22 protein-coding genes and 1 pseudogene are annotated in these 25,208 nt (G+C 55.2%); 13 read left to right on the forward strand and 10 right to left on the reverse strand.

Translation table 11 applies throughout. The features are described 5' to 3' along the window. Nucleotides 1-864, forward strand: coding sequence for a 4-(cytidine 5'-diphospho)-2-C-methyl-D-erythritol kinase (gene ispE / locus ACO0U8_RS00235; RefSeq protein ID WP_217202915.1), 864 nt, complete (start codon nt 1-3; stop codon nt 862-864). A gap of 162 nt (nt 865-1,026) precedes the next feature. Next, nucleotides 1,027-1,974, forward strand: coding sequence for a ribose-phosphate diphosphokinase (gene prs, locus ACO0U8_RS00240; protein ID WP_104921955.1), 948 nt, complete (start codon nt 1,027-1,029; stop codon nt 1,972-1,974). Between the two features lie 127 nt (nt 1,975-2,101). Here prs and ychH read toward each other — a convergent pair whose 3' ends face one another. Beyond that, nucleotides 2,102-2,374 carry a stress-induced protein YchH gene (gene ychH / locus ACO0U8_RS00245; protein ID WP_056770734.1) on the reverse strand — a complete coding sequence of 91 codons (273 nt, stop codon included), beginning with the start codon at nt 2,372-2,374 and terminating at the stop codon, nt 2,102-2,104. Between the two features lie 292 nt (nt 2,375-2,666). On the opposite strand from ychH, the gene pth reads away from it, so the two are divergent. The 7 genes from pth to fbpC all read left to right on the forward strand — a co-directional run bounded on the left by pth (nt 2,667) and on the right by fbpC (nt 11,350). Further along, nucleotides 2,667-3,257, forward strand: a complete 591-nt coding sequence (gene pth / locus ACO0U8_RS00250) for an aminoacyl-tRNA hydrolase (RefSeq protein WP_037034067.1) — start codon at nt 2,667-2,669, stop codon at nt 3,255-3,257. 157 nt (nt 3,258-3,414) lie between these two features. Further along, nucleotides 3,415-4,038 carry a response regulator transcription factor gene (locus ACO0U8_RS00255; protein ID WP_056770737.1) on the forward strand — a complete coding sequence of 208 codons (624 nt, stop codon included), beginning with the start codon at nt 3,415-3,417 and terminating at the stop codon, nt 4,036-4,038. Further along, entirely contained in the window at nt 4,038-5,567 is a 1,530-nt protein-coding gene (locus tag ACO0U8_RS00260) for an MASE1 domain-containing sensor histidine kinase (RefSeq protein WP_421670034.1), read from the forward strand. Before ACO0U8_RS00255 ends, ACO0U8_RS00260 begins: the two co-directional genes overlap by 1 nt. Before the next feature lie 89 nt (nt 5,568-5,656). Beyond that, complete coding sequence (gene uhpC, locus ACO0U8_RS00265) at nt 5,657-6,973, forward strand: MFS transporter family glucose-6-phosphate receptor UhpC (protein WP_056770741.1); 1,317 nt, start codon at nt 5,657-5,659, stop codon at nt 6,971-6,973. A 44-nt stretch (nt 6,974-7,017) separates the two neighbouring features. Further along, entirely contained in the window at nt 7,018-8,058 is a 1,041-nt protein-coding gene (locus ACO0U8_RS00270; protein ID WP_056770744.1) for an ABC transporter substrate-binding protein, read from the forward strand. Between the two features lie 113 nt (nt 8,059-8,171). After that, on the forward strand, nt 8,172-10,250 hold the full coding sequence (locus tag ACO0U8_RS00275) for an ABC transporter permease (RefSeq protein WP_122095321.1): 2,079 nt from the start codon (nt 8,172-8,174) through the stop codon (nt 10,248-10,250). A gap of 23 nt (nt 10,251-10,273) precedes the next feature. Beyond that, a complete protein-coding gene (fbpC, locus tag ACO0U8_RS00280; RefSeq protein ID WP_421670657.1) occupies nt 10,274-11,350 on the forward strand; it encodes a ferric ABC transporter ATP-binding protein in 1,077 nt (358 codons plus the stop codon). A 91-nt stretch (nt 11,351-11,441) separates the two neighbouring features. On the opposite strand, the gene ACO0U8_RS00285 is transcribed toward fbpC, so the two are convergent. The 5 genes from ACO0U8_RS00285 to ACO0U8_RS00305 all read right to left on the reverse strand — a co-directional run bounded on the left by ACO0U8_RS00285 (nt 11,442) and on the right by ACO0U8_RS00305 (nt 19,085). Further along, nucleotides 11,442-13,337 (reverse strand): heavy metal translocating P-type ATPase, encoded by a 1,896-nt coding sequence (locus ACO0U8_RS00285; protein WP_421670035.1) that lies wholly within the window; start codon nt 13,335-13,337, stop codon nt 11,442-11,444. A gap of 21 nt (nt 13,338-13,358) precedes the next feature. After that, complete coding sequence (gene hflK, locus ACO0U8_RS00290; protein ID WP_421670036.1) at nt 13,359-14,402, reverse strand: protease modulator HflK; 1,044 nt, start codon at nt 14,400-14,402, stop codon at nt 13,359-13,361. Then, the gene (gene hflC, locus ACO0U8_RS00295; RefSeq protein WP_421670037.1) at nt 14,399-15,436 is read right to left on the reverse strand and encodes a protease modulator HflC; all 1,038 of its coding nucleotides are present in this window, start codon (nt 15,434-15,436) and stop codon (nt 14,399-14,401) included. The genes hflK (ACO0U8_RS00290) and hflC overlap by 4 nt, the downstream gene beginning before the upstream one ends. Then, nucleotides 15,433-17,391 carry a protease modulator HflK gene (gene hflK / locus ACO0U8_RS00300; RefSeq protein WP_421670038.1) on the reverse strand — a complete coding sequence of 653 codons (1,959 nt, stop codon included), beginning with the start codon at nt 17,389-17,391 and terminating at the stop codon, nt 15,433-15,435. Before hflK (ACO0U8_RS00300) ends, hflC begins: the two co-directional genes overlap by 4 nt. 212 nt (nt 17,392-17,603) lie before the next feature. Next, nucleotides 17,604-19,085, reverse strand: coding sequence for a SulP family inorganic anion transporter (locus tag ACO0U8_RS00305; RefSeq protein WP_122095326.1), 1,482 nt, complete (start codon nt 19,083-19,085; stop codon nt 17,604-17,606). Between the two features lie 217 nt (nt 19,086-19,302). On the opposite strand from ACO0U8_RS00305, the gene ychF reads away from it, so the two are divergent. The 4 genes and pseudogenes from ychF to ACO0U8_RS00325 all read left to right on the forward strand — a co-directional run. Continuing rightward, nucleotides 19,303-20,394 (forward strand): redox-regulated ATPase YchF, encoded by a 1,092-nt coding sequence (gene ychF / locus ACO0U8_RS00310; protein ID WP_056770762.1) that lies wholly within the window; start codon nt 19,303-19,305, stop codon nt 20,392-20,394. 235 nt (nt 20,395-20,629) lie between these two features. Beyond that, entirely contained in the window at nt 20,630-21,313 is a 684-nt protein-coding gene (locus tag ACO0U8_RS00315) for an O-methyltransferase (protein ID WP_056770766.1), read from the forward strand. A gap of 365 nt (nt 21,314-21,678) precedes the next feature. Next, the gene (locus tag ACO0U8_RS00320) at nt 21,679-22,512 is read left to right on the forward strand and encodes a GIY-YIG nuclease family protein (RefSeq protein WP_421670039.1); all 834 of its coding nucleotides are present in this window, start codon (nt 21,679-21,681) and stop codon (nt 22,510-22,512) included. Between the two features lie 170 nt (nt 22,513-22,682). Then, a pseudogene (locus tag ACO0U8_RS00325) lies at nt 22,683-22,807 on the forward strand (IS481 family transposase); the annotation flags it as partial. A 257-nt stretch (nt 22,808-23,064) separates the two neighbouring features. Here the strand turns inward: ACO0U8_RS00325 and ACO0U8_RS00330 are convergent. The 4 genes from ACO0U8_RS00330 to ACO0U8_RS00345 are packed head-to-tail and all read right to left on the reverse strand — an operon-like array spanning nt 23,065 to nt 25,172. After that, nucleotides 23,065-23,232: a hypothetical protein gene (locus tag ACO0U8_RS00330; RefSeq protein WP_168734051.1), complete on the reverse strand. Its 168-nt coding sequence runs from the start codon at nt 23,230-23,232 to the stop codon at nt 23,065-23,067. Then, nucleotides 23,219-23,563, reverse strand: coding sequence for a hypothetical protein (locus tag ACO0U8_RS00335; RefSeq protein ID WP_421670040.1), 345 nt, complete (start codon nt 23,561-23,563; stop codon nt 23,219-23,221). Before ACO0U8_RS00335 ends, ACO0U8_RS00330 begins: the two co-directional genes overlap by 14 nt. Continuing rightward, entirely contained in the window at nt 23,554-24,657 is a 1,104-nt protein-coding gene (locus ACO0U8_RS00340) for a hypothetical protein (RefSeq protein ID WP_136374804.1), read from the reverse strand. The genes ACO0U8_RS00335 and ACO0U8_RS00340 overlap by 10 nt, the downstream gene beginning before the upstream one ends. A 35-nt stretch (nt 24,658-24,692) precedes the next feature. After that, nucleotides 24,693-25,172: a hypothetical protein gene (locus ACO0U8_RS00345; RefSeq protein WP_421670041.1), complete on the reverse strand. Its 480-nt coding sequence runs from the start codon at nt 25,170-25,172 to the stop codon at nt 24,693-24,695. Nucleotides 25,173-25,208 lie beyond the last annotated feature (36 nt).

Below are 25,208 nucleotides of genomic sequence, written 5' to 3' on the forward strand. Positions count from 1 at the left end.
ATGACGCAGCAATGGTGGCCGTCTCCGGCTAAACTCAATTTGTTCCTTTACATCACCGGACAGCGTCCGAATGGCTATCACGACCTGCAGACGCTGTTTCAGTTTGTCGATTACGGTGACAGCCTGAGTTTTAACGTACGCGACGACAGCGCCATCGTGCTGACTACGCCAACGGACGGCGTCGCCGATGAAGATAATCTGGTGGTGCGCGCCGCCCGTTTGTTGCAAGCCCATGCAGGTGTTTCGCAGGGCGCGGAGATATCGCTGCAAAAACGTATCCCGATGGGTGGCGGTCTGGGTGGCGGTTCATCAAACGCGGCGACCGTCCTTATCGCCCTCAATGCGTTATGGCAGTGCGGCCTTTGCGATACCGAACTGGCACAACTGGGCGTGACGCTGGGTGCTGATGTGCCGGTCTTTGTCATGGGGCATGCCGCTTTTGCAGAAGGCATCGGCGAGATTTTGCAACCGGTTGAACCGGAAGAAAAATGGTATCTGATTGCCCATCCCGGCGTGAACATTGCGACACCGCTGATTTTCGGCGATCCTGAACTGACCAGAAATACACCAAAACGTACTGTTAATGTGCTGTTGGACACGCCTTACGCAAATGATTGCGAACCGATTGCGAGAAAACGTTTTTACGAGGTTGAACAGCTACTTTCTTGGCTGTTAGAATACGCGCCGTCGCGACTGACCGGGACAGGTGCTTGTGTGTTTGCCGAATTCGACACCGAGTCTGCTGCCCGTCAGGTTTTAGACAAAATGCCAACATGGAGTCGGGGTTTTGTCGCGCAAGGTGTTAATATCTCGCCGTTGCATCATTTTCGCGAAGTCTGGTTGAGAACTGCGGGCAAAGCGTAGAGCGTCACAGTAGTTTTGTGTCTGTTCTTTGCCAGCCAATTATTCAACAGATTTAAGTAGTAAGATTTAGAAGTATCGTGAGCATAATGCTTTGGTACCGCTCACCGCCCGGTGGTACCAAAAGCCAATGTCTTCCCTGGACGCAAGCCTGAGGTTCTTCTCGTGCCTGATATGAAGCTTTTTGCTGGTAACGCCACCCCGGAACTAGCACAACGTATTGCCAACCGTTTATACACCAGCCTTGGTGACGCCGCCGTCAGTCGTTTCAGCGACGGTGAAGTAAGTGTGCAAATCAACGAAAATGTACGTGGCGGAGATATTTTCATTATCCAGTCCACCTGCGCGCCTACTAACGATAACCTGATGGAACTGGTCGTAATGGTTGATGCCTTACGCCGCGCCTCGGCCGGTCGTATCACAGCCGTTATTCCTTACTTCGGTTACGCACGTCAGGATCGCCGGGTTCGTTCAGCCCGTGTCCCTATCACCGCGAAAGTGGTGGCTGATTTCCTCTCCAGCGTTGGCGTTGACCGCGTTCTTACCGTGGATCTGCACGCAGAACAAATTCAGGGCTTCTTCGATGTGCCTGTAGACAACGTATTCGGCAGCCCTATCCTGCTCGAAGACATGCTGCAACAGAACCTGGAAAACCCAATCGTGGTTTCTCCGGACATCGGTGGTGTCGTTCGCGCCCGTGCCGTTGCCAAACTGCTTAACGATACCGACATGGCTATCATCGATAAACGTCGCCCGCGCGCAAACGTTTCTCAGGTGATGCACATTATCGGTGACGTCGCTGGCCGTGACTGTGTTCTGGTTGATGACATGATCGATACCGGTGGCACGCTGTGCAAAGCGGCTGAAGCACTGAAAGAACGCGGTGCAAAGCGCGTATTTGCTTACGCTACCCACCCGATTTTCTCCGGCAATGCAGTAGAGAACATCAGAAACTCCGTCATCGACGAAGTGATTGTGTGTGACACTATTCCGCTGTCCGCTGAAATTCGTGCGTTGAAGAAAGTGCGTACCCTGACCCTGTCAGGCATGCTGGCTGAGGCTATCCGCCGCATCAGCAATGAAGAATCCATTTCTGCGATGTTCGAGCATTAATCATCACGCCCCTGTTTACAGGGGCGTTTTGTTTTCGCCCGGCAGATGTTTTAGCTTGTGCAGAAATCAAAAAAAACCGTTGTGGCGTGAGCGACAACGGTTTTTTTATGCCTGCCATCCGGATAAATCAGGAATGGCGATGGGACTTATTGCAGCGGGAATCATAATGACGTACCCACCAGTAACGGTCGGCAACGCGTTCGCGTCCGCCTACTCTCGCACCGGTCAGCCATAAGATGGCACCGATGAAGATACTGCCGATTGCGCCGTGGGCCAGAAATTGTGGCAGACCCAGTTCTGGCAGCTGATTTAAAATCGAATAACCAACGCCACCGACCATTGTGAGCAAACCGAGTCCCATCAGGGCATTGCCCAATACTGTTGCGGTTTTACGTTTCATTTGTCACCTCCAGTCGTCGATAGTCTTAGCATCATTGCTGTCTTGTCTTTTTCTGCTTTAACTATAGACGTCCCATCTGGTTCACTTTGAGGCAACGATCACAGACAGAGAACATTGGATGACAAATCTTTACGTTTTCCAGTCAGATACATTCGAAGGGTGAATAGTTATCCGACTGCATTATTCATTTCCAACGGTATCTAAGGCTTTTCCCCTGCCCTTTATTTGGCATGGCACTGACAGGCAGGTAAACTGTGCGCCTAAACCTCACCCGATAAAGAAGCGAAAAACCGTGAGCAGCATTAAATTAATTGTCGGCCTGGCCAATCCCGGTGCCGAATATGCCCAGACCCGCCACAATGCCGGTGCCTGGTACGTGGATCTCCTCGCCCGCCAGCACAACCAGCAACTGAAAGAAGAAAGTAAGTTTTTTGGTTATACCGCCCGTCTGTCACTGGCCGGTCAGGACGTTCGTCTGCTGGTGCCGACCACGTTTATGAACCTGAGCGGCAAAGCGGTGCTGGCGATGGCGCAGTTCTACCGCATCGAGCCGGATGAAATTCTGGTCGCGCACGACGAGCTGGATATCCCGCCGGGCATGGCAAAAATCAAACTGGGCGGCGGTAACGGCGGCCATAACGGTCTGAAAGACATTCAGAGCAAATTCGGCAATAACCCGAACTTCTATCGCCTGCGCATTGGTATCGGCCATCCGGGCGATAAAAGCAAAGTGGTCGGGTTCGTGCTCGGCAAGCCGCCAGCCAGCGAACAAAAGCTGATTGACGATGCGATTGATGAATCCCTGCGCTGTACTGAACTGCTGATGAAGGAAGGCCTGGAAAAAACCATGCGCCGCCTGCATACCTTCAAAGCTGAGCTGTAAATAAGAGTGACGTGGCGCGGAACACCGCGCCCTTTTCTTTCTTCCCTTCTGACTAACTCAAATTCCGTTACCTGCCCTGCAATTCCTCCGTTCCGTGTTGCCAACTGCAACTATTCATGAGCATTATGCGAATCTCATTTACATTCAGTTACGCCTAATGATTAACGTTGCTTTGATTGACGACCACGTGGTGGTGCGTTCCGGTTTTGCCCAGTTGCTCGGCCTTGAGCCGGATATCCAGATTGTCGGCCAGTATGCGTCGGCGGCGAATGCGTGGTCGTCGCTGCTGAAAATGAATATTGACGTGGCGGTGATGGATATCGCCATGCCCGATGAAAGCGGATTAAGTTTGCTGTCGCGTTTACGGCAGCAGCGCCCCGATTTCCGCGCCATCATTCTGAGCATTTACGACACCACCGCGTTTGTACAAAGTGCGCTGGATGCCGGTGCGGGCGGCTATCTCACCAAACGCTGCGGCCCTGAAGAGCTGGTGCAGGCGGTCCGCACCGTGCACGCCGGTGGCCGCTATCTCTGTTCCGATGCCCTGCTGGCGCTGCGTCAGAGCCAGCAAACGCCGAAAGCCTTACAGGCGCTGACACCGCGTGAACGCGAGATTTTCGATCTGCTGGTCAACGGGCTGAGCGTGAAGGCGATTGCCGAACAGCTCGAACTCAGCCACAAAACCGTGCACGTTCACCGCGCCAATATCCTTGGCAAACTCCAGTGCGATACCACCATCGAACTGGTCCATTTCGCCATACAGCATCACCTTCTCGCCTGATGCGCCGGGCTGGTCTGACGCTGTTTCTCGCCATTTTCTACAGCCTGTGCTGGCTGGCGTTGTGGTCGATCAGTTTTTATCTCACGCAAAATGGTCAGCAGGCGATGCTGCTCCTGCCGCAGGGTCTGCGCCTGGCGCTGATGACGCTGCTTTCGCGCCGTTACTGGCCGGTGATGCTGGCGTCAGAATTAGGCATTGCCGTCTGGCTGCACAGCGAACAGTTGCAGACGCACTGGATCATCCTGCTTTCGCCCCTGCTCAGCCTGATCCCCGCCGCACTCGTGCAGCATTTCTGGCGACGGTTTACCCTTTACTGGCAACGGCTTTTGCTGTTGCTTGGCGCGGTGGCCGGTAACAGCCTGTTGCAGATGGCGGTACCCGGCCTGTGGCTGAATTCGCCGCTGAGCCAGACGCTGCTGGCCTCCTTCACCGGCGGCATTCTGCTGACGCCGTTTATCTATCTGATTTATGAATATCTTAAACAGCAGCATCTGCAAAACCTGCTGGCGCAGGAAATCCCCGATCCGCCGCTGCGCACGTCGCTCCTGATCTGGTGTTCACTGTTCTTCGCCCTCGCCGTCTGTCTGCAAATGACGCTGGCGCCGGAAGTGGAACGGCTGCTGATCATTCTGGTTTTTCTGCCCAACGTGGTGATGGCTTACGCCTTCGGCTGGCAGGGTGGCGTGCTGGCGGCGGTGCTGGGCAGCCTGATGATCACAGTCACGCGGCAGATGAGCGGCGCGTTTCACGATTTGCTCGAGCTGGAACTGTTTCTCTCCACGCAGGCGCTGCTCGGCATCGGGCTGGGGATTGCCATCAGCCGTCAGCAGCAACTGGCGTCGCATCTCAACCGTTACCGTTTGCAGCTTGAGCAGGAGTTGCACACCCGTCGCCAGCTGACGGAGCGGCTGGTGCATACCGAAGAAGCGGTACGCAAGGAAATCGCCCGCGAGCTGCACGATGAAATCGGGCAGAACATTACCGCCATTCAGATCCAGGCGATGCTGGTCGATCGCAGCCCGCCCGGTGCGGCCACCCACGCCGCCGCCAGACAGATTGGCGAACTGTCGCAGCGCATTCACCACACCACCCGCCAGTTATTGCGTCAGCTGCGCCCGCCGGTGCTGGATGAAATGTCGCTCGACGTGGCCCTGCATCATCTGGCGGATGAATTTGCCTTCGCGCAACAGGGCGTCGATTTTCAGCTCGATTACCGCCTGACCGACGCGCCCTCCGATGACACCCTGATTTTCACGCTGTACCGGCTGGTGCAGGAACTGCTCAACAACATCAATAAACATGCCGGTGCGACGCAGGTGCTCGTCAGCCTGACCGTGCAACACAACATGCTGGTGCTGACGGTAAGTGACAACGGCGTCGGCTTTGCCCTGCCGGTGAAAGAAGGCTTCGGGCTGCGCGGCATCGAGGAACGCGTGCGCGCATTGGGCGGCGAATGGCTGGTTCATCAGCAGGATGGCACCCGCATAATTGTTAAGTTGCCCACAGATTTGCAAAGAACATCGCCCTGACTAGGACTAATTCCTAGTCATCTAAAACCTTGTCTCATCCGCCCGACAAAACACCCGCCTACACTCGCCTCATCAAGTTGGAGAACACCATGACAGCAACGCCGTTATCCGCCACCGACGTGGATAAAAATTACCGTTACTGGCGCGTGCATTTATTGCTGTCGATGGTCATTGGCTACGCCGCGTTCTATCTCACCCGCCGCAGCGTGAATTTCGCGATGCCGGTGATGCAGCTGGAACTGGGGCTGACCAAAGGCGATATCGGCCTGCTCGGCACGCTGTTTTATCTGGCCTACGGCGGCTCGAAATTTATCTCGGGTATTTACAGCGACCGCACCGGTGCCCGCTGGTTTATGGGCGTCGGATTACTGATGACCGGCGTGCTGAATATTCTGTTCGCCTTCTGCCATTCGCTGACCGCGTTGCTGATTGTCTGGACGCTGAACGGATTCTTTCAGGGCTGGGGATGGCCGCCGTGCGCCAGATTGCTGACCCACTGGTATTCGCGCAACGAACGCGGTTTCTGGTGGGGCTGCTGGAACACGTCGATCAACATCGGTGGCGCGGCGGTTCCGCTGCTCTCGGGTTTACTGGCCGCCACCTGGGGCTGGCAGGCGGCGCTGCTGGTGCCGGGCGCGGTCGGGATCGTTCTCGGGTTATGGCTTTGCCGCCAGCTGTGCGGCACACCGCAGCAGGAAGGATTGCCCACGGTGGGCGTCTGGCGGCGTGACCCGCTGGAACTGCGGCAGGAGCAGCAAAGCCCGCCGATGAGTATGACGCAGATCCTGCGCCAGACGATTTTGCAGAACCGGACAATCTGGCTCCTGGGCGTCTCGTATGTGCTGGTGTACCTCATCCGCATTGCGCTCAACGACTGGGGGAATATCTGGCTGGCGGAGAATCACGGGGTCAATTTACTGAGCGCAAACGCGACACTGTCACTTTTCGAGCTCGGCGGCCTGCTCGGCGCGTTGTTTGCCGGATGGGGCTCTGACCTGCTGTTTCGCGGGCAGCGCGCCCCGATGATTTTACTGTTTTCACTGGGGCTGTTTCTGACCGTCACCGCCCTGTGGCTGGCACCGGTGCATCATTTCGGGTTGCTGGCGCTGAGTTTCTTCAGCATCGGATTTTTTGTGTTCGGGCCGCAAATGCTGATTGGTCTGGCGGCAACCGAATACTCACACAAAGACGCGGCGGGCACGGTGACCGGATTTCTCGGGCTGTTTGCCTACCTCGGCGCGGCGCTGGCGGGATGGCCGCTGGCGGTGGTGATGCAACACTACGGCTGGTCCGGATTTTTTGCCGTGCTGACGATGGCTTCGGCGTTCGTCGGGCTGCTGCTGATGCCCATGATGATGGCCGGGATCAGCAAACGCGAATTACAGTCCGCTCCGCCGGACAACTGACAAGGTTCTCTGTCCTGCAACATAACTAAAAAAAGGTAAACACCATGAAAACGACTCTGACTTACTCTCTTCTCGCCGCGGCGGTCGCCATGACGGCGTTCACCGGTGCCGCTCAGGCTAAAGGCCGTCTGGTGGTGTATTGCAGCGCCACCAACGCCATGTGTGAAGAAGAAACCAAAGCCTTCGGGGAAAAGTACGACGTCAAAACCTCCTTCATCCGCAACGGTTCCGGCAGCACGCTGGCGAAAGTGGAAGCCGAGAAAAAGAACCCGCAGGCTGACGTCTGGTACGGCGGCACCTTAGATCCGCAGTCACAGGCCGGTGAAATGGATCTGTTGCAGGCGTATAAATCCCCTAACCTCGCGCAAATCATGCCTGCCTTCCAGGACCCGGCAAAACGTAAAGGTAACTACTCTTCCGCCGTGTACATCGGCATTCTGGGCGTCGGCGTGAATACCAACCGCCTGAAAGAGAAAAATCTGCCAGAACCTAAATGCTGGAAAGACCTGACCAACCCGATTTATAAAGGCGAAATCCAGATTGCCGATCCACAAAGTTCCGGCACCGCCTACACCGCGCTGGCGACCTTCGCGCAGCTGTGGGGCGAAGATCAGGCGTTCGATTACCTGAAAAAACTTAACAGCAATATTTCCCAGTACACCAAATCCGGTATCGCCCCGGCGCGTAACGCCGCACGCGGTGAAACCGCCATCGGCATCGGCTTCCTGCACGATTACGCTCAGGAAAAAGAGAGCGGCGCACCGCTGAAACTGATTTCCCCGTGCGAAGGTTCCGGCTATGAAATCGGCGGCGTCAGCATCCTGAAAGGCGCACGTAACCTGGATAACGCCAAACTGTTCGTTGACTGGGCATTGTCCAAAGAAGCGCAGGAACTGGCATGGAAAAAAGGCCAGTCTTATCAAATCCTGACCAACACCACCGCAGAAACCTCCCCGAACTCGCTGAAAATGAGCGATCTGAAGCTCATCAATTACGACATGGACAAGTACGGCGCATCCGATATGCGTAAAGAGCTCATCACCAAGTGGGTCAACGAAGTGAAGATGGGCAAAGAGTCTCAATAAAAGCCCGCGTACTTATTGAGTGAACGCGCTTTGCGCCTCCCCCTGCGAAGGGGGAGTTAACGCACTCAGCATTATTTTCGCCAACACCTTTTTTCTCTTAATAAGGAGACGCTATGTCTCATTCATTAACCCTGCCTGACACCCGACGCCGTGACCCGGTTTTCGGCTGGCTGGGGCTTATTCTGCTCGCCTTTGTGCTGCTGCCGTCCTGGAGTCTGGACTACGGTCTGCTGGAATCCACGCAGGATGAAATTCTCGCGGCGTACGGCTGGTCGGGGCTGAATCTCAGCCTGCTGTGGCTGATCCTGCCGATGGCGTTACTGTTCCGTCCGCGCCATGCACAACGGCTGGAAGCGCGCCGCCGTCATCAGTTTGATGCCGCCTGGTCGGTGTTTTGTGCACTGTTTATGATCGTCAGTGCCACGCTTATCGGACGCGGTCTGGGCTACGGCAGCATAGTGATGTTTATTGCCCTCGGCGCGATTTGCTCGCTGGCGCTGTCACGCCTTGAGTGGCTGGGCGGTGACCGCTTCGTCCTCGGCTCGCTGATTTGCATCATCGCGCTGATTGGCGTGTTCATCATTTATCCGAGCATTGCGATTTTCATCCCGATGTTCACCAACGACGCCGGAGATTTCGCGCCGCTGGCCTTTATGGCGGTACTCGGTCAGTCGCATATTTTGCAGGTGATCTGGAACTCGTTCCTGCTCTCTGTGGCCGTCGGGATCGGTTGTACCTTCTTCGGGCTGGTGCTGGCAATTTACACCACGCGCATCGCCAAACGCTCGGCGATTATCGGGCGTATTTTCTCGATTTTGCCGATTGTCACCCCGCCGTTTATCGTCGGGCTGGGCGTCACCCTGATGATGGGCCGCTCAGGCTATGTCACCGAACTGATGGTTGACTGGTTCGGGCTGACCAACACCAACTGGCTTTACGGTTTCACCGGCATCTGGCTGGCACAGGTTCTGGCGTTCACGCCGATGGCGTTTATGATCCTCGACGGGGCCATCAAAACCATTCATCCGTCGCTGGAAGAAGCGTCTTACACGCTGCGCGCCAGCCGCTGGCAGACCTTTCACCGCGTGTTTTTGCCGCTGCTGAAACCGGCGCTGGCGAACGCCTTTCTGATTGTCATCGTCCAGTCGCTGGCGGATTTCAGTAACCCGCTGGTGCTCGGCGGCAATTTCGACGTGCTCGCCACGCAAATCTACTTCTACATCACCGGCGCACAGCTCGATTATCAGGCCGCCAGTACGCTCGGCGTGATCTTACTGGTGTTCTCGCTGCTGGTGTTCTGCGTGCAATACATGTGGATCGGCAAACGCTCGTACGTCACCATTTCCGGCAAAACCTCACGCGGCGACGTTCAGCCGTTGCCGGTCACATTGGTCTGGGGCGTGACCGCGCTGCTGGCGGTCTGGATAGCCTTCAACGCCCTGCTTTACGGCAGCATTTTCTACGGCAGTTTTACCGTCAACTGGGGCGTGGATTACACCCTGACCTTCGACAACTTCACCAAACTGTTCGGACAGGGCTTCTCCGACGGCGCATGGCCTTCGCTGCTCGACACCCTGCTCTACGCCGGAATTGCCGCGCCGATCACCGCGCTGTTTGGTTTGCTCATCGCCTACATCGTGGTACGCCAGCAGTTCCGCGGCAAAAAAACCATCGAGTTCAGCACCATGCTGTGCTTTGCGGTGCCGGGCACGGTCGCGGGGATCTCCTACATTCTGGCGTTTAACAGCGCGCCGGTGTATCTGACCGGTACGGCGGCCATTGTGATCATTTCCATGGTGATGCGTAACGTGCCGGTGGGTATCCGCGCCGGGATCGCCGGGCTGGGCCAGCTGGATAAATCGCTGGATGAAGCCTCGCTCAGCCTGCGCGCCGGATCGATGCGTACGGTGATGTACATCCTGCTGCCGTTATTGCGCCCAGCCATTTTGTCGGCGCTGATTTACAGCTTCGTGCGCGCCATCACCACCGTCAGCGCCATTGTTTTCCTGGTCACGCCGGACACCCGCGTCGCCACCGCGTACATCCTCAACCGGGTGGAAGACGGCGAATACGGCGTGGCGATTGCTTACGGCTCAATCCTTATCGTCGTGATGCTGGCGATCATTTTCATCTTTGACTATCTGGTTGGCGAAGCGCGAATTTCCCGCTCAAAAGCCAAAACCGGCCAATAATTCTGGAGCGCTTTGACATGACAATGACCACTGAATACCCGGTTAACACCGCACCGGCAGAAACCACCAAAAGCTTTGTTGAGCTGAAAAACGTCGCCAAACGGTTTGGCAGCAATACGGTGCTGGAAGGCCTGAACCTGGCGATCCCGAAAGGAAAAATGGTCACCCTGCTCGGCCCGTCCGGCTGCGGTAAAACCACGGTACTGCGTATGGTCGCCGGGCTGGAGAAACCCTCTGAAGGCCGCATTTTTATCGACGGCGAGGACGTCACTGACCGTTCCATTCAGCAGCGTGACATCTGCATGGTGTTTCAGTCTTACGCCCTGTTTCCGCACATGTCGCTGGGGGAAAACATCGGTTACGGGCTGAAAATGCTTGGCCGTCCGAAAGCTGAAATCCGCGACCGGGTGCGCGAGGCGCTGTCGCTGGTTGATCTCGAGGGCTTTGAAGATCGCTACGTCGATCAGATATCCGGCGGTCAGCAGCAGCGCGTGGCGCTGGCCCGTGCGCTGATCCTCAAACCGAAAGTGCTGCTGTTCGATGAACCGCTGAGTAACCTTGATGCCAACCTGCGCCGCAGCATGCGCGAGAAAATCCGCGAGCTGCAACAGCAGTTCAACATTACCTCGCTGTACGTGACGCACGATCAGAGCGAAGCCTTTGCGGTTTCCGACACCGTGCTGGTGATGAACAAAGGCAAAATCATGCAGATTGGCGCGCCGCAGGAGCTTTACCGCCAGCCCGCGTCACGCTTTATGGCCAGTTTTATGGGCGACGCCAACGTCTTCCCGGCGGATTTGCACCGCGATACCGTGGAGATTTTCGGCTATCACATCCCGAAACCCGCCGCGTTCGCACCGGGCATGCAGCAATGTACGGTGGGCGTCCGCCCTGAGGCGATCACGTTGGGTTTGCAGGGCGACGACAGCCAGCGCTGCGTGATCACCCACGTGGCCTATATGGGGCCGCAGTATGAAGTGACGGTGGAATGGCACGGCCAGTCGTTGCTGTTGCAGGTCAACGCCACACAACTGCAACCGACCGCGGGTGACAATTTCTTCCTGCAAATCCATCCGTACGGCATGTTTGTGCTGGTGTGATAAATCCAAAAACGTCAAAAAAAAGGTGCCGTTTTTCAGCGGCACCTTTCTTTATTCTGACGCAATTTTCTTTATTCTGACGCAATAATGTTCAGAGCGGCTCGTCGAAACGCAGTAACCGCCCGGCGTTGCCCAGCACCAGCAACGTACTGAGATTGTGCAGCAGAGCGGCGATCAACACGCCCGCCACGCCCAGCAACCCCATCGCCGCCGCCGCCATCACCACCAGCGTCCAGCCCAGCCCGATGAACACATTGATTTTCAGCGTTCTGCGGCACGCCCGGCTCAGGCGCACACAGGTGCCGAGACGGCGCAAATCGCTGCCGATCAGTACCACATCGGCGGAAGCCAGCGCGATATCACTGCCGCCCGCGCCCATTGCAATCCCCACCACACCCGCCTTCAGCGCCAGCGAATCGTTAATGCCGTCCCCGACCACCATCGGGCGATAGCCCTGCGCAATTTCCGCAGACACCTGATGCAGTTTATCTTCCGGTAAAGCCTGAGCGACTACGTCGCTGATGCCCAGTTCACCGGCAATGCGATGTGCCACGCTGGCGCGGTCACCGGTCAGTAAAAGCTGGCGTTGCAGCCCGAGCAGACGCAGTTCGGCCAGCGCGGTCTGCGCTTCAGGGCGTAACGAATCTGCCAGCAACAGCCAGCCGAGAAAATGCCCGTTCAGCGAAAGCCCGACCAGCGGCCCGTCATGTTCAGGCACATCACTCACCGCGATATTATTCTGGCTGAAAAATGCCGGACGTCCCAGCAAAGCCTCGCCCTGCGCGGTGTGCGCCCGCACGCCCATGCCCTGTTGTTCTGACACTTCTTCCAGCGGCAAATATTGCTCACGCGGCAGTAACTTCGCCAGCGCGCGGCTGACCGGATGGCTGCTTGCCGCGCCGAGACTGGCCGCCAGGCCAAGCACCGCTGCCGGGGATTCGTTTTCCTGGAGCACCGTGCGTTGCAGATGCAGTTCACCGTGGGTCAGCGTGCCGGTTTTATCGACCACAATGGCGTTGAGATCGGCCAGCTCTTCAAGGAATGCAGAGCTTCGGATCAAAATCCCGTGGCGCGCGGCGACGGCAATACCCGCGATGGCCGTCGCGGGCGCGGAAAGCACCAGCGCGCACGGACAGGCCGCCACCAGCACAGCCAGCATGGCGTGGGCATCACGCGTAATAAACCAGGTCGCCGCCGCGATCAGCAAAATCAGCACCAGATATTGCCCGGCATAACGTTCGAGCAGACGGGTGATCGGCGGTTTGGCATGTTCGGCTTTTTGCATCAGCGCAATCACTTTACCCAGCGTGGCATCCGCGCCGGTTCGCGTGACTTCGACAGACAACAATCCGTCCAGATTAATGGCACCGCCAAACACCTCGTCCCCTGCGCGGGCTTCCTGCGGCACGGATTCACCGGTGATTGGCGCGGTATCCAGACTGGCGCTGCCGGACAACACGCGGCCATCAGCGGGCAAACGGTCGCCTGCGCGCACTTCCACGCAATCGCCGGTTTGCAGCTGATGATTATCGATTTCTTCAATCCCGCCATCCGGCAGAATGCGTCGCGCACGGCTGCGGGTCAGACGGCTCAGTGCATCAATGGCTTCCTGCGAACCGATCACACTGCGCTCTTCCAGAATATGACCAAAAATCATGATGCCCGGCAGCAAGGCGGCGGTCATCAGATCGCCGGTCGCCCAGGCACCCAGCATCGCCAGCGCGATCAGCTGATCGGTCACGCCATGCAGACTCGGGCTGCGCAGACTGTACATTGCCGAACGCAATACCGGCACCGCCACCAGCAGGGACGCCACGCCAAACAGAATCTGCCCGACGTCGCGCTGCTGCGGAAACACCCACTGCCAGATCCAGCCGCACAGCAACAGGCCGAATGCGGTCATCGCCAGAAGCAGCTGCACCGCCATATTCCGCTGCTCATGGCGCGTGAGCAGCACGCTTTTCGCTGACGGTTCTTCAGAAGACATCGAAGTCACAGGGTAAATACCTCAGGGTTGAGAGGATGGACGGTCTGGCCCCGGCAGGATCAGATGCGCGTCGTCGTGAGGATTAATGGCAGTCACGCTGCCAGCCTGCGCGAGGATCGGCGGCATCCGTTCACGCCATAAACGCCACAGCAGTTCGGGCGAATGATCGTTCGCCAGTTGCACAATGGTCGCGGTGTCGGTGGAAGCCCGGGCAATCTGTTCGCTGGCTCTGGCATGGGAAACCTGTAAGGCACGGTCCGCAGACTGCACGGCGTCCTGATGCACGCGGGCAGCCTCATTGCTGGCGCTGGCGATGTTCTGTTCCGCCTGCTGGCTGGCCGTCAGCACCGCGTTAAACGCATCCACCGCTGAAGGGGGCAGCGATGACTGCACGTCAACGCGGCGAACTTCGATACCCGGATCGCTGCCTGCCGCTCTCAGGGCGGCGAGCTGCTGATTGATACCCTGACGTAAATCCCCGCGCAACCGCTCACGGCTTTGCGCAATCTGGCTGCCGTTTCCGGCCATTTCCGGCCTGGCGACCAGAATGGTATCCAGATCCCGTGAGGCGCAAATCGCCACCGCCGCGTGCTCGGTTAACCTGTCCAGCGCAGGCAGCACGTGCGCGCCCTGCAACACATACGCCACCGGATCGGTGATGACGTAATACACCTGCACATCCAGCTGAACCACACCGGCATCGCCGGTCAGTAAATACCCCGCACCGGCGACGGCGTCACTTTTCTCGCTGCCGGTATTGTTCCAGGCGGGGATAATGTCTGAGCGCAGCAAGGCGGTGACGTGATGTTCAATCACCCGGTCAGCGGCGGGCAGAATATCCACCTGCTCCAGCGGCTCTGGCCACGCCAGTAAAAGCCCGGCGCCCGCCGTGCGCGAAACCGCACCGAAACGCATCACCACCGCGCGTTTATCCGGCTCAATCTGCCGGACATTGGAGAACAGCCAGTCAGCGGCGGCAATCAGGGTCATGGCAAACAGCGCCAGATACGCCAAGCGCCCCGCCTGAAACCAGGCATTCCCCTGAAAACGGGCTAACGGATTCATGGCTGCGGCCCGTGAGTGGCGGCGGGTAAAACCGGCGGACCTTCCACCAGTTGCTTGAACGGCGCGGCATCGGTGCGCAGCACCATCTGGGTGCCGGACGTGATCACGCTGCTGAGCGTGTCGAGCGAGCGCAGCAGATCGTACAGTTCGGGGTTACCGGCACGGGCACTGGCGTAGATCGCTGCACTTTGCACCTGCGCCTGCGCGTCGATACTGGCGGCTTTCACGGACGCATCGGCCTTCATCACGCGGGCTTCGCGCTCGGCGGAAGAACGAATTTCTGCCGCCTGACGTTTTCCTTCGGCTGAACGCTCGGTGGCGATGGTTTCACGCTCTGCCCGCATGCGATCCACGGTGGCATCTAATGTCACCGACGGCAGCGTCAGGCGTTCAACGCCCACCTGCACTAATTCGATGCCGTAGCTGTCGAGCAGCTGACGGGCAATCTGGTCATGCAGATGCTGTTCAAAACCGGAGAGGCGGATTTTGCTGGCGTCAGTGTTCACCAGATCGGCCAGCGCAAACCCGCTGGTAGTGGTTTCCAGCGCCGACCCGATGAAGGTTCGTATCTGCGCAGCCGCCATATCCGGCTGATTTTGTACCGCACGGATAAACCGCTGCACATGCTGAGGATCGTTTTTCACCTGCCAGACGGTATACGCCTGCACGATAATCCGCAGGCCGTCGCGCGTGCCGACATCCTGCAAACCGCTCGACGTGGTGCGGATCCGTAAATCCACCGGAATGGCGGTTTCCAGCGGCACCGGAAGATGCCACGCCAGCCCCGGCTGCAACAGCACACGCACCGGGTCACCAAATCGCGTGATCACCATCGCTTCACCGGAACGCACCTGCACCAGACAGGCCGTGGCGACAATCAGCGCCACCAGCACGACGGCCACCGTCGCCCGCCGCCAGAGTTTGGGCGCGGCCGGGCCGCCATGATGATGATGATGGTGATGATGTCCGGCAGCGTGGTGATGCCCGCCATGTGCGTTGTGATCGTGGCCGTCAGGGTGTTGGGAATCACTCACCGGGTAGTCTCCGCTTTAACAGGGTGTGCCGCTTTATCCGCTCCGGGCGTAAATGGCAGGGTAAAATTTCTCAGATCCAGCACCGGCGGCGTCCCGTCACCGATACGGTGATCGATAATCAGAACCTTCGGATGTGGCTTCATCGCCAGCGTCAGCTGGCTGAAATAACGCTCGGTGAGGAAGGATTGTCCGCCAGCCTGATACGCCTGATTATCGGCGTTCGTGCGCAGCGCCATCACCTGCGCCCGGACAATATTTTCGTGGCTTTGTGCGCTGGCGGCATCGAGCGCCAGACGGGCAAATTGCTGCGCGGCATTGAGCTGCTGCGCGGCCTGTCCCTTCTCACCGGCAATCGCGCTTTGCGCCAGAATTTGTGCTGCCTGCACGCTGTGATACGCGTCCGCCGCGCCCGCAGGCGGATGGATCGATTCAATCACCGTCGCCAGCAGTTCCACGCCGCTGTGAAGATGATCCAGCTGGCGTTGCACTTTCTGGCCGATGTCAGCGGCAAGCCGGGTCTGCTCGCTGCCCAGCAAACTGTCGAGCGTGCGCGAGGAGAAATCATGCACCAGCACCTGATTGGCGATACTGCGGATCAGCACCGGCATATTTTCGGTGTGATACAGGCTCGCCATCGCCGCGTCGTCGTTCATCGCCACGCGGTAAACGAAGCGCACATCCATATCCATGATTTGAAAACTTTGCCGGTCGCTGGCGGCGCTGGCGATGATTTGCGATTTGTCGCTGCTGTGGCCGGAATCCCATAACCGGTTGGCACTTTCCGGCGCCGGGCCTTCGGCGGTGTCAGCCACTTGCGCAGGCACCGCGGTTACCGGCTCTTCAGAACCGGTGGTCAGTTCATGTACTTCGCCATTATCGACAAACTGCGTGCGGCCAAACGGCCACGGCAGCCCGAGGTGTAAACCGGGTTGTCTGACCGCCACCGGTTTACCGTAGGATTCATAAATGCCGCGCTGGGTCAGCGGCACTTCGCTGATGCCGGTGAGCAGCCAGCCGGTCAGCATCAGGAACGCGGCCAGCGGCAGCAGCGCGCGGCGGATAAAATGGAATGCCCAGATCTGGCGCAAATCGATACCAAAATGCTGATGCAGTTCGTTTTGCACAAACTGTAACGGACGCGGTGGCCAGCATATTTGCGCGGCCAGCAGGCTGCCCGCAATAAACTCCGGTTCTTTGTCCTCACGCGGCGGCGAAAACATCGCCATCAGCGCACGCAGCAAAAGCTCGATCGCCACCAGCGCCGGTAACAGCCCTGTAAGCCGCAGCAGCTGTGCCGGCCATACCAACGGGCCACGGGCGAACATCAGGGCCAGCGCACTCAGTAAAAAGACGGCAATCATCATGCGCATCATCAGCGCCAGTTTTGCCGCCTCCGGCCATTCCAGCGGATTTTTTAACGTCCAGTGGCGTTCCAGCACCAGCACCGCAAAAGCGCAGAGAAGCAACACCGAACCGGCGAAATAGCCCGCGTCACCGGTGTCACTGACCGGCAGCGGCAGTTGCCATAAGAGCGCGATAAGCAGCAAGGCGGCTGCCGCGGGGAATGCCTGAAAGAAGACGTGCGCGTCGATATAACGCAAAACCGGGCGCATCCACGGGCGGGAAATCAGACGGTGAGAAAATCCGGCGGGCATTGGCGGCGTGATGTCTTCCCCCCCCGGCGCAAACTGTTGCGCACGCCAGCGGGAGATACGCCGCGCGCATTGCAGGGAGGCGGCGCATACCCACATCGCCGCCATCATATTGCCGGTCACCCACGGCCACACCGACGCCGGCGCAACCATATACAGCATCAGCAATATCAGGTACATCACGCTGCTGATCACCATTACGCCGGTGATCAGCCCGTTCAGCCAGCGCGTATGGGAGGCGGCGGCCTGAAAGCGCAGCGGTTTGCTGGCATCATCAGCAGGAGATGTTGTGTTTATGCTCATGTCCGCTCCGGCAGAGGAAATAATCATCCGCAGCGCGGGCGGTGAGCCCTGTGTGCGGAATGAACCGGGCGTAACGGTATAACATTACAGAATTTTCAGCGATATGAATTTGGTGGCTTTTTTGGCACGAATTGTAAGCGTTTATCTTAAAGGCGCAGCGGCGGGACGCATGATGAAAAAAGGTGCCGTGATTAAGCGGCACCTTCGGGATTTCAGAGACTGTCTTCTGCGACGTAATACTGCGGATCGTCGAGTTCATGAGAACAGAACGGCCCCGCTTTCTTCAGCAGACTGACGCAGTCATTGCTCAGATGGCGCAGACGAATGGTTTTACCGGCGTCGAGATAACGCGCGGTCAGCTTATCGATCGCCTCCACGCCGCTCGAATCCATCACCCGCGTACCGGCAAAATCCAGCACCACGTTTTGCGGATCATTTTCAGGGTTGAACAGTTCGGCAAAGGTCGCGGCAGAGCCGAAGAACAGCGGCCCGTCCAGCTTATACACCGCCAGATCGCCTTTGGTTTTGTGCTCACGGATACGGATACGCGCCTGTTGCCAGGCAAAGACCAGCGCCGAAATAATCACGCCGCTGATCACCGCCACGGCCAGATCGGTAAAGATGGTGATGACGGTAACAATCAGCATCACCAATACATCGGCTTTTGGCATACGGCGAAGACGACGCAGCGAACTCCACTCAAAAGTGTTGTAGCAGACCACCAGCATAATGCCCGCCAGCGCCGCCACCGGCAGCAGACCGATGTAACCGGAAAGGCTGACCACAAACAGGATCAGCAAAATCGCGCCGACCGTACCGGAAATCCGCCCGCGACCGCCGGAGGTGAAATTGATGATCGATTGCCCGATCATCGCGCAACCGGCGAAACAACCGAACAGCCCGCAAATCGTATTGCCCGCGCCCTGCGCGATACTTTCGCGGTTGCCGTTGCCTTTCTGATTGCCCATTTCATCGAGCACCGTCATGGTCAGCAGCGATTCAATCAGCCCGACCAGGGCGATAACGACGGCGTAAGGCAGAACAACTTTCAGCATCTCCACGCTGAACGGCACCACCGGCAGGCTGAAGTGCGGCAAGGCACCGGAGATATCCGCCAGATCCCCGACGCGCAGCGTATGCAGGTTAAAACCAATCGCCACGGCGGAGACAACAATCAGCGCTGCCAGCGAAGACGGGATAATTTTGGTCAGTTTCGGGAACAGCACGACGACGGCAATCGCCAGCAGCACCAGCCCGTACATCAGCGGCCCCTGCCCGGCAATCATGTGCAACTGCGCCAGCATAATGACAATCGCCAGACCGTTCACAAAGCCGTGTACCGCAGGCAGCGGCACCAGGCGGATAAACTTCCCGAGGCGAAATACGCCAATCAGAATTTGGATCACACCGGCAAAAATCGTCGCCCACAGCACATATCCCATGCCGTGCTGCGCCGCCAGACTCATCAGCACAACCACGATGGAACCCGCCGCGCCCGACACCATGCCCGGCTTGCCGCCGAACAGCGCAGTCACCAGCCCGATAATAAACGCCGTGTGCAAACCGACAATAGGAGACAATCCGGCCACCAGCGAAAAACCCACCGCTTCCGGGATCATCGACACGGCCACCACAAATCCGGCCAGCGTTTCATTCTTCACTTGCGATAACTTCAGACCACGCGGGCTAAACATAAAACATCCGGTACATTTCCAGTTCAGTTAAAAAATTGTGACAAGTATCTAAAAATGACGGAACCGAGGCAAGGTTTAATCCGCTGCACCGCGGCGGGCCGGTCACAAGCGGATCGAGATAAATGTGGTTCTCGTGTATAATGCGGGGAATTGTGGTCATTACATCGTGCGGTTATACTTAATCGTTTGATTATTAAGATATTAAGGTGATAAAAACATGGGATTCAAATGCGGTATCGTCGGCCTGCCGAACGTCGGTAAATCAACTCTGTTCAATGCGCTGACCAAAGCGGGTATCGAAGCAGCAAACTTCCCGTTCTGCACCATCGAACCGAATACCGGTGTGGTACCAATGCCCGATCCGCGTCTCGACCAGCTGGCCGAGATTGTAAAACCGCAGCGCATCCTGCCAACGACCATGGAATTCGTGGACATCGCGGGCCTGGTGAAAGGCGCGTCTAAAGGTGAAGGCCTGGGCAACCAGTTCCTGACCAACATCCGCGAAACCGAAGCTATCGGCCACGTGGTACGTTGCTTTGAAAACGACAACATCATTCACGTTAACAACAAAGTGGATCCGGCTGATGACATCGACGTTATCAACACCGAACTGGCGTTGTCTGACCTCGATACCTGCGAACGTGCAATTCACCGTGTGCAGAAACGCGCCAAAGGCGGCGACAAAGATGCGAAAGCAGAACTGGCCGCTCTGGAAAAATGTCTGCCACAGCTGGAAAACGCGGGCATGCTGCGTGCGCTGGATCTGTCCGAAGAAGACAAAGCGGCCATCCGCTACCTGAGCTTCCTGACCCTGAAACCTACCATGTACATCGCGAACGTCAACGAAGACGGTTTCGAGAACAACCCTTACCTCGACATCGTGCGTAAAATCGCAGACGCCGAAGGTTCAGTGGTGGTAGCAGTGTGTGCCGCCGTGGAGTCTGACATTGCAGAACTCGACGACGCTGACCGTGAAGAATTCATGGCAGAACTGGGCATCGAAGAGCCGGGTCTGAACCGCGTGATCCGCGCCGGTTACGAACTGCTGAACCTGCAAACTTACTTCACCGCTGGCGTAAAAGAAGTTCGCGCATGGACTATCCCTGTCGGCGCAACCGCCCCGCAAGCCGCAGGTAAAATCCACACCGACTTCGAAAAAGGCTTCATCCGCGCACAAACCATCGCGTTCGAAGACTTCATCACCTACAAAGGTGAACAAGGCGCGAAAGAAGCCGGCAAAATGCGTTCAGAAGGCAAAGACTACATCGTCAAAGATGGCGACGTAATGAACTTCCTGTTCAACGTCTAACCTCTGCTTCAGGGCAACATTGCTCTGATGCTCCGACAAAAATCCACGCAATTGCGTGGATTTTTTTATTCCCAGAGTCTCAACTCATCTCGTAAAAACGCTGTCAAAAATGAGTACATTGATGAGTACCATATTCATCCATCTTCATTTTAAGTGAGTACGTTAGGCGTACCAACCCATGTAACAAATGTCTGCTAAAATTTCATATGGTTTTTTTAAGGAGAATAGATTTCATATGCGAATTCCTGATTATCCTTCGCGAGATTCTGATAAATGGGCACAGGTAGACGCCTGGTTTTCTGAAAAGCTCGCCCCTGAAGACTCAGATTTAAAATACACTCTCGCTAATAACATAGATCAAGGATTGCCCGCACACGATGTATCTGCTTTGCAGGGGAAAATGCTGGCCATTTTCATTCGTATGTCACGTGCTGTCCGTGTTCTTGAAATAGGCACGCTTGGGGGTTATAGCACTATATGGATGGCCAGGGCTCTCCCACCACATGGAAGCGTAACGACAATTGAATTCAACGAGCATCATGCAGAGGTTGCTCGCCAGAATATAAACAAAGCGGGGCTGGCTGAGCGCGTTACGTTGCATATTGGGGCAGCTCTTGATGTCTTGCCAACACTAAAAGCCCCCTTTGACCTGATTTTTATCGATGCTGATAAAGTGAATAACCCACACTATCTTGAATGGGCTATCAAACTGTCGCAACAAGGTACTGTTATCGTTGGGGATAACACTGTGCGCGGTGGCGGTGTAATCGACTCCAGCAGTGATGATCCGAACGTTAAAGGTCTGCGAGAGTTTGTTCAGATGATTTCTGAGGATGAGCGACTTGAAGCTACAGCAGTACAGACTGTTGGTGAAAAAGGATGGGATGGTTTCGTCATGGCTATCGTTAAAGCCCGGTGATTATATCTTTCGCCAAGAAGAACGAACTCACCGCCAGCTCTTAATCACAACTTCTAAAGGATTGTCAAAAGCTGTGCTGCTTGAGTTATGCCCAGAGCTTCAGCTCCTCGCTCTCAGCAGACCTTCAGCGTCACGTGTTTGTCTGCTGTGTGCCAAAAGCGGACGTTGCCAATATAGTCATCTATGTCAATTTAATGAGAGCAGGTCAGTATCTTATTAAGCCGTCAGTAAGTTACCTGCCAGAAGAGAACGTTGCTGAAATCGAATCGTGTTAATTTGTAAGCAACAGCTTAGTGGAATGCGGGCATGTAACGTGAAGCCACGGCAAAAAGTTAACAGACTCAGCTGATTATTAAGGAGAGGAATTGAAGCTTTTTGATTATCTGAAGATGGAGTTTCCGGATCTGACGCCTGAAGCCACCAAGGTCCATCTTGCGCAATTAAATGATTATAAAGAGGATCCGCTTGTTAAATTCCGTGGAGGCACTTTCGACGACTGGCAGTGCTGGCAAAAGCGACAGGAGTTTAGCCGCAGATATGTCGTTTCACTGATCAGGATCCCGGGGACTGAAACTTGGCTATTTGCTGGAGCATTTCAGCAGATAGGCAACGCGGGAAAGAAAGCCTACCCTGATCGTGAGGAACTGTATTATCAGTACAACCTCCAGAAAATCCCAGAGACTGAAGAATATGCTGGAAGGATGTATATCAGCTTTAAAAATACAGTCCGTAACTTCATTCGCCTCGGTGAAAATATTCAGAGCGAACTGGTTATCAGCGCCATCACCCCGGCACGTCTGACCTTCGGCGAGTTTCCAGGCTACCGCAACGTCGTGCTGGACCGGAACAGCATCGGCTCGATCCTCAGACTTAATCTGCAATCCTGGCGTACCGCACTGTCCATGGTTAAAGGCATCTATGTATTAACTGATCGGGACGGCGGAAAACTCTACGTTGGAAAAGCCGATGGAATCGAGGGGATATGGGGCCGATGGGAATATTATTTTGGTTCCGGGCATGGCGGCAATGTAGGGCTTAAGGAAGCTTTCGGCACAGGCGATGAAAACCGACTGCAGAATATCACTTTCGCGATCCTCGAAGTCATGGATCTTAATGCCGAAAAAGGTGAAATTGACCGCCGCGAAACTCACTGGAAACAAATACTGCTCTCGCGGGAGTTTGGCCATAACCGAAACTAATAAAGCCTGTAAAAACACGCTGAACTGCTTCCCATTGATCAGGACTAGACATCAATTGTGGCAACAATTACTTCTCATTATTGCCGCTCTTGGCCGTTGCCATGGACTGCTCTGTGCCAAAAGCGGACACGGCTAACATCATGATGTACTAATCTACGGGAAGTAGGTCAGAATGGCTAACTCACTATAATAATGAGCGAACCCACCAGGAAAAATGTGCTGTGGGCGGACGCCAATTGATACATTACTTGATGGAAAACGCATCTGGTCTGATAAAAATTTAAGCCAGATGTAATCTGACAGACACCTGTATAAATAACCGGTAACTGTCAGATCAGGTCTGAGCTAATACATATCAGATAAGGGGAAGTGGACATCATCAATATGCTAAATATGCTTGATCGTAATATTTCGTCATTCATCTCTGGTCACTATCACGAAACCTTTTCTTTTTTGCCTCCTGCATCGCCTGATGCCTTCTTCGTCTGGGCACCTCATTGGCGCCAAATATAATAACAAAAGCAATTAATGCAATAACAATAAATAAAATAATCATTTGCCGTCCTTTTTCAGTTTTTTATCAATCCCACCCTCTTCCTTTTCAAGCGCTTTTTTACGACGTTTTTCAAGATGGTCCGAAGCCTTTTTCCCTGCAAAAGCTGATGAAATAGCAGTCACTAATAACCCAACAGCGGCCAGGATGTTTTTACTTTGTGACAAGACCATATTCCTCGTTCAGAAATCTGTAGAAACCTTTGTCTATATTGCCGTTATCGAAAGGTTCCCGGCCATGGACATCGATTAAAGTATTACGCAGTTTTTGTATTTGCGACTTTAAATCATCCACCGGCATTTCGCCAGAAGCGTACTCATACCTCAGCAGTTCAAGCGAGACAATCGTTTCGAGTTGGGCGGCATCAGCAGCATTAAGATCTTTGCTTTGCCGCAAACGCTCAGCTGCTGCTGTTACTACAGCAGGCTCGCAACAATCATCGGAGTCTTCAAAATGATAAAAGTTTTTTGTTTTAGTGGCATGGTTTACTAAACGCATACAGTTTTTACCCAATCGTCAAAATTTGATTCGCTGTCATTAAGTACGGCAATAGATTTCTCGTAATGAGTCATGACCTGCCGATGCTGTTTATGGACTATCAACACGGAGCGGGCACTGTTCCAGAGGAACGGACCGGCAATAAGGTAGTTCAGCTTTCCGGTTCGTCCAAGAGTTCCTGTTACCAGCAGAAGCATCTGTATAACAAGCGCAGTGCCATAAGCGATCACCGCAAGTTGCGTCTTATGTAGCTCTTTTTCATCTTCCGGAGTATCCAGTCCCCTATGGGCAAAAGCGCCATAAGAGAGTAAAAGCAATTTCATAACAGCGTAGCTGGATGTATCAGCTGCGTTTATAGTTCCGTACTCATCTCCCAGAGCTTCCATCAAAGGGTTAGAAGCCGCATAGCCTGATGATTTGGTGGGGTCCTCTTTCCATTCTGTAAAAAAAGAAGAAAAGGGTAAAGGTAACCCTTTCGTTGTGGGTAAATCGGAAAGATAGTGGGTCAGAATATGCAGGATTGCTTTAAGGTGCAGGCCGAGTCCACTGCTCCCGGGAAAGTTACTTTCGAGGTATTTTAGCACCAGTGAATATACAGTTTGCCCACCGACATCTTGCCCTCCATACATATAACCGTCTGGCAGTTTCTGATTGAGATTAAAGTCGTGCCCAAAGATAGATCGATGGTTAGCACCTGCCCGGTAGTCTAAGGGACTGGCACCTGTATCCTCAGGCTTAAAATACTCATGCAGCTTTACGAACTTTTCTTCCAGTGCATCGGCATAGTGATTTGTCATATGCGCAGCGCCAACCCCCATGATCCCAATGCAGACTGCCACAACAATATCATTGGAATTGAGTGCACGATAATCCGTCGATATCTCCAGGTCGGCAAGCATCGTCTCGAAGTCTACCGTATCGACTGCCATTTTGGCCCGGTCATCCAGAGACAAGTAAGCGGTGGTCGGATCAACTACAATTTCACCCGTATGCCGCTTCACCAGATAGTCCAGGTTGGTCGCTCTTTGATCCCAGTATGCATCTTCCGGTTCTGCTATGAAAAAAGATTTAATTTTGTGCCATATATTCGCCATTACGTCCTCATGCGCTTTTTTAAGCGGAGCTATGTTCAAGGCTGGCTGTCCGTCAGCATGACGGAATAGTGGATCCCATGTGGCAGACTGATTGATAAAGGCTTATTGAGTGTCAGCGGGATGCCCTGTGGTGCAAGTGGTATTGTCCTGACAATGCCTCCTACCAGGCGGGCATTCACATATTGCTCGTGATCATAGTAATTTATCTCACCACTGATCTCGGCCATACTGTTTCCTTTATCTGCGTACAAATCGATATAGATCGTCGCTGCTGCAAACTTTCTGTCCAGATCAGAGGTGAATACTTTTCCAGGCAACGGGCGGAGTGCGTACAATAGCAAATTACGGGTATTGTCTTTTTTCAGAAGGCTGTCCGCGGTTACAGTTACTGTGGTTGGCCCTGAAACTGGTGACTGCATTTCCGTTCTCAGGTACTGCGTTCTGTTTTCTGAGGGCATAGAACTACATCCCATCAGCGCAAGACATAAAACAGCAATTCCTGTCATTCTGTTCAATTCAAGTATCCTTCTTTCATTATCATCAAATGATAG

It is taken from the genome of Rahnella sp. EDr1-12 (assembly GCF_049206505.1).
GTDB classification, from domain to species: Bacteria; Pseudomonadota; Gammaproteobacteria; order Enterobacterales; family Enterobacteriaceae; genus Rahnella; species Rahnella rivi.

Coding starts and splice junctions, on each gene's coding strand:
- fbpC (WP_421670657.1), top strand. CDS start 10,274: ATGACCACTGAATACCCGGTTAACACCGCACCGGCAGAAACCACCAAA.
- hflK (WP_421670036.1), bottom strand. CDS start 14,402: ATGAATCCGTTAGCCCGTTTTCAGGGGAATGCCTGGTTTCAGGCGGGG.
- hflK (WP_421670038.1), bottom strand. CDS start 17,391: ATGAGCATAAACACAACATCTCCTGCTGATGATGCCAGCAAACCGCTG.
- ACO0U8_RS00340 (WP_136374804.1), bottom strand. CDS start 24,657: ATGGCGAATATATGGCACAAAATTAAATCTTTTTTCATAGCAGAACCG.
- ychF (WP_056770762.1), top strand. CDS start 19,303: ATGGGATTCAAATGCGGTATCGTCGGCCTGCCGAACGTCGGTAAATCA.
- ACO0U8_RS00335 (WP_421670040.1), bottom strand. CDS start 23,563: ATGCGTTTAGTAAACCATGCCACTAAAACAAAAAACTTTTATCATTTT.
- ychH (WP_056770734.1), bottom strand. CDS start 2,374: ATGAAACGTAAAACCGCAACAGTATTGGGCAATGCCCTGATGGGACTC.
- ACO0U8_RS00260 (WP_421670034.1), top strand. CDS start 4,038: ATGCGCCGGGCTGGTCTGACGCTGTTTCTCGCCATTTTCTACAGCCTG.
- ACO0U8_RS00270 (WP_056770744.1), top strand. CDS start 7,018: ATGAAAACGACTCTGACTTACTCTCTTCTCGCCGCGGCGGTCGCCATG.
- ACO0U8_RS00255 (WP_056770737.1), top strand. CDS start 3,415: ATGATTAACGTTGCTTTGATTGACGACCACGTGGTGGTGCGTTCCGGT.
- ACO0U8_RS00285 (WP_421670035.1), bottom strand. CDS start 13,337: ATGTCTTCTGAAGAACCGTCAGCGAAAAGCGTGCTGCTCACGCGCCAT.
- ACO0U8_RS00315 (WP_056770766.1), top strand. CDS start 20,630: ATGCGAATTCCTGATTATCCTTCGCGAGATTCTGATAAATGGGCACAG.
- ACO0U8_RS00275 (WP_122095321.1), top strand. CDS start 8,172: ATGTCTCATTCATTAACCCTGCCTGACACCCGACGCCGTGACCCGGTT.
- ACO0U8_RS00305 (WP_122095326.1), bottom strand. CDS start 19,085: ATGTTTAGCCCGCGTGGTCTGAAGTTATCGCAAGTGAAGAATGAAACG.
- uhpC (WP_056770741.1), top strand. CDS start 5,657: ATGACAGCAACGCCGTTATCCGCCACCGACGTGGATAAAAATTACCGT.
- ispE (WP_217202915.1), top strand. CDS start 1: ATGACGCAGCAATGGTGGCCGTCTCCGGCTAAACTCAATTTGTTCCTT.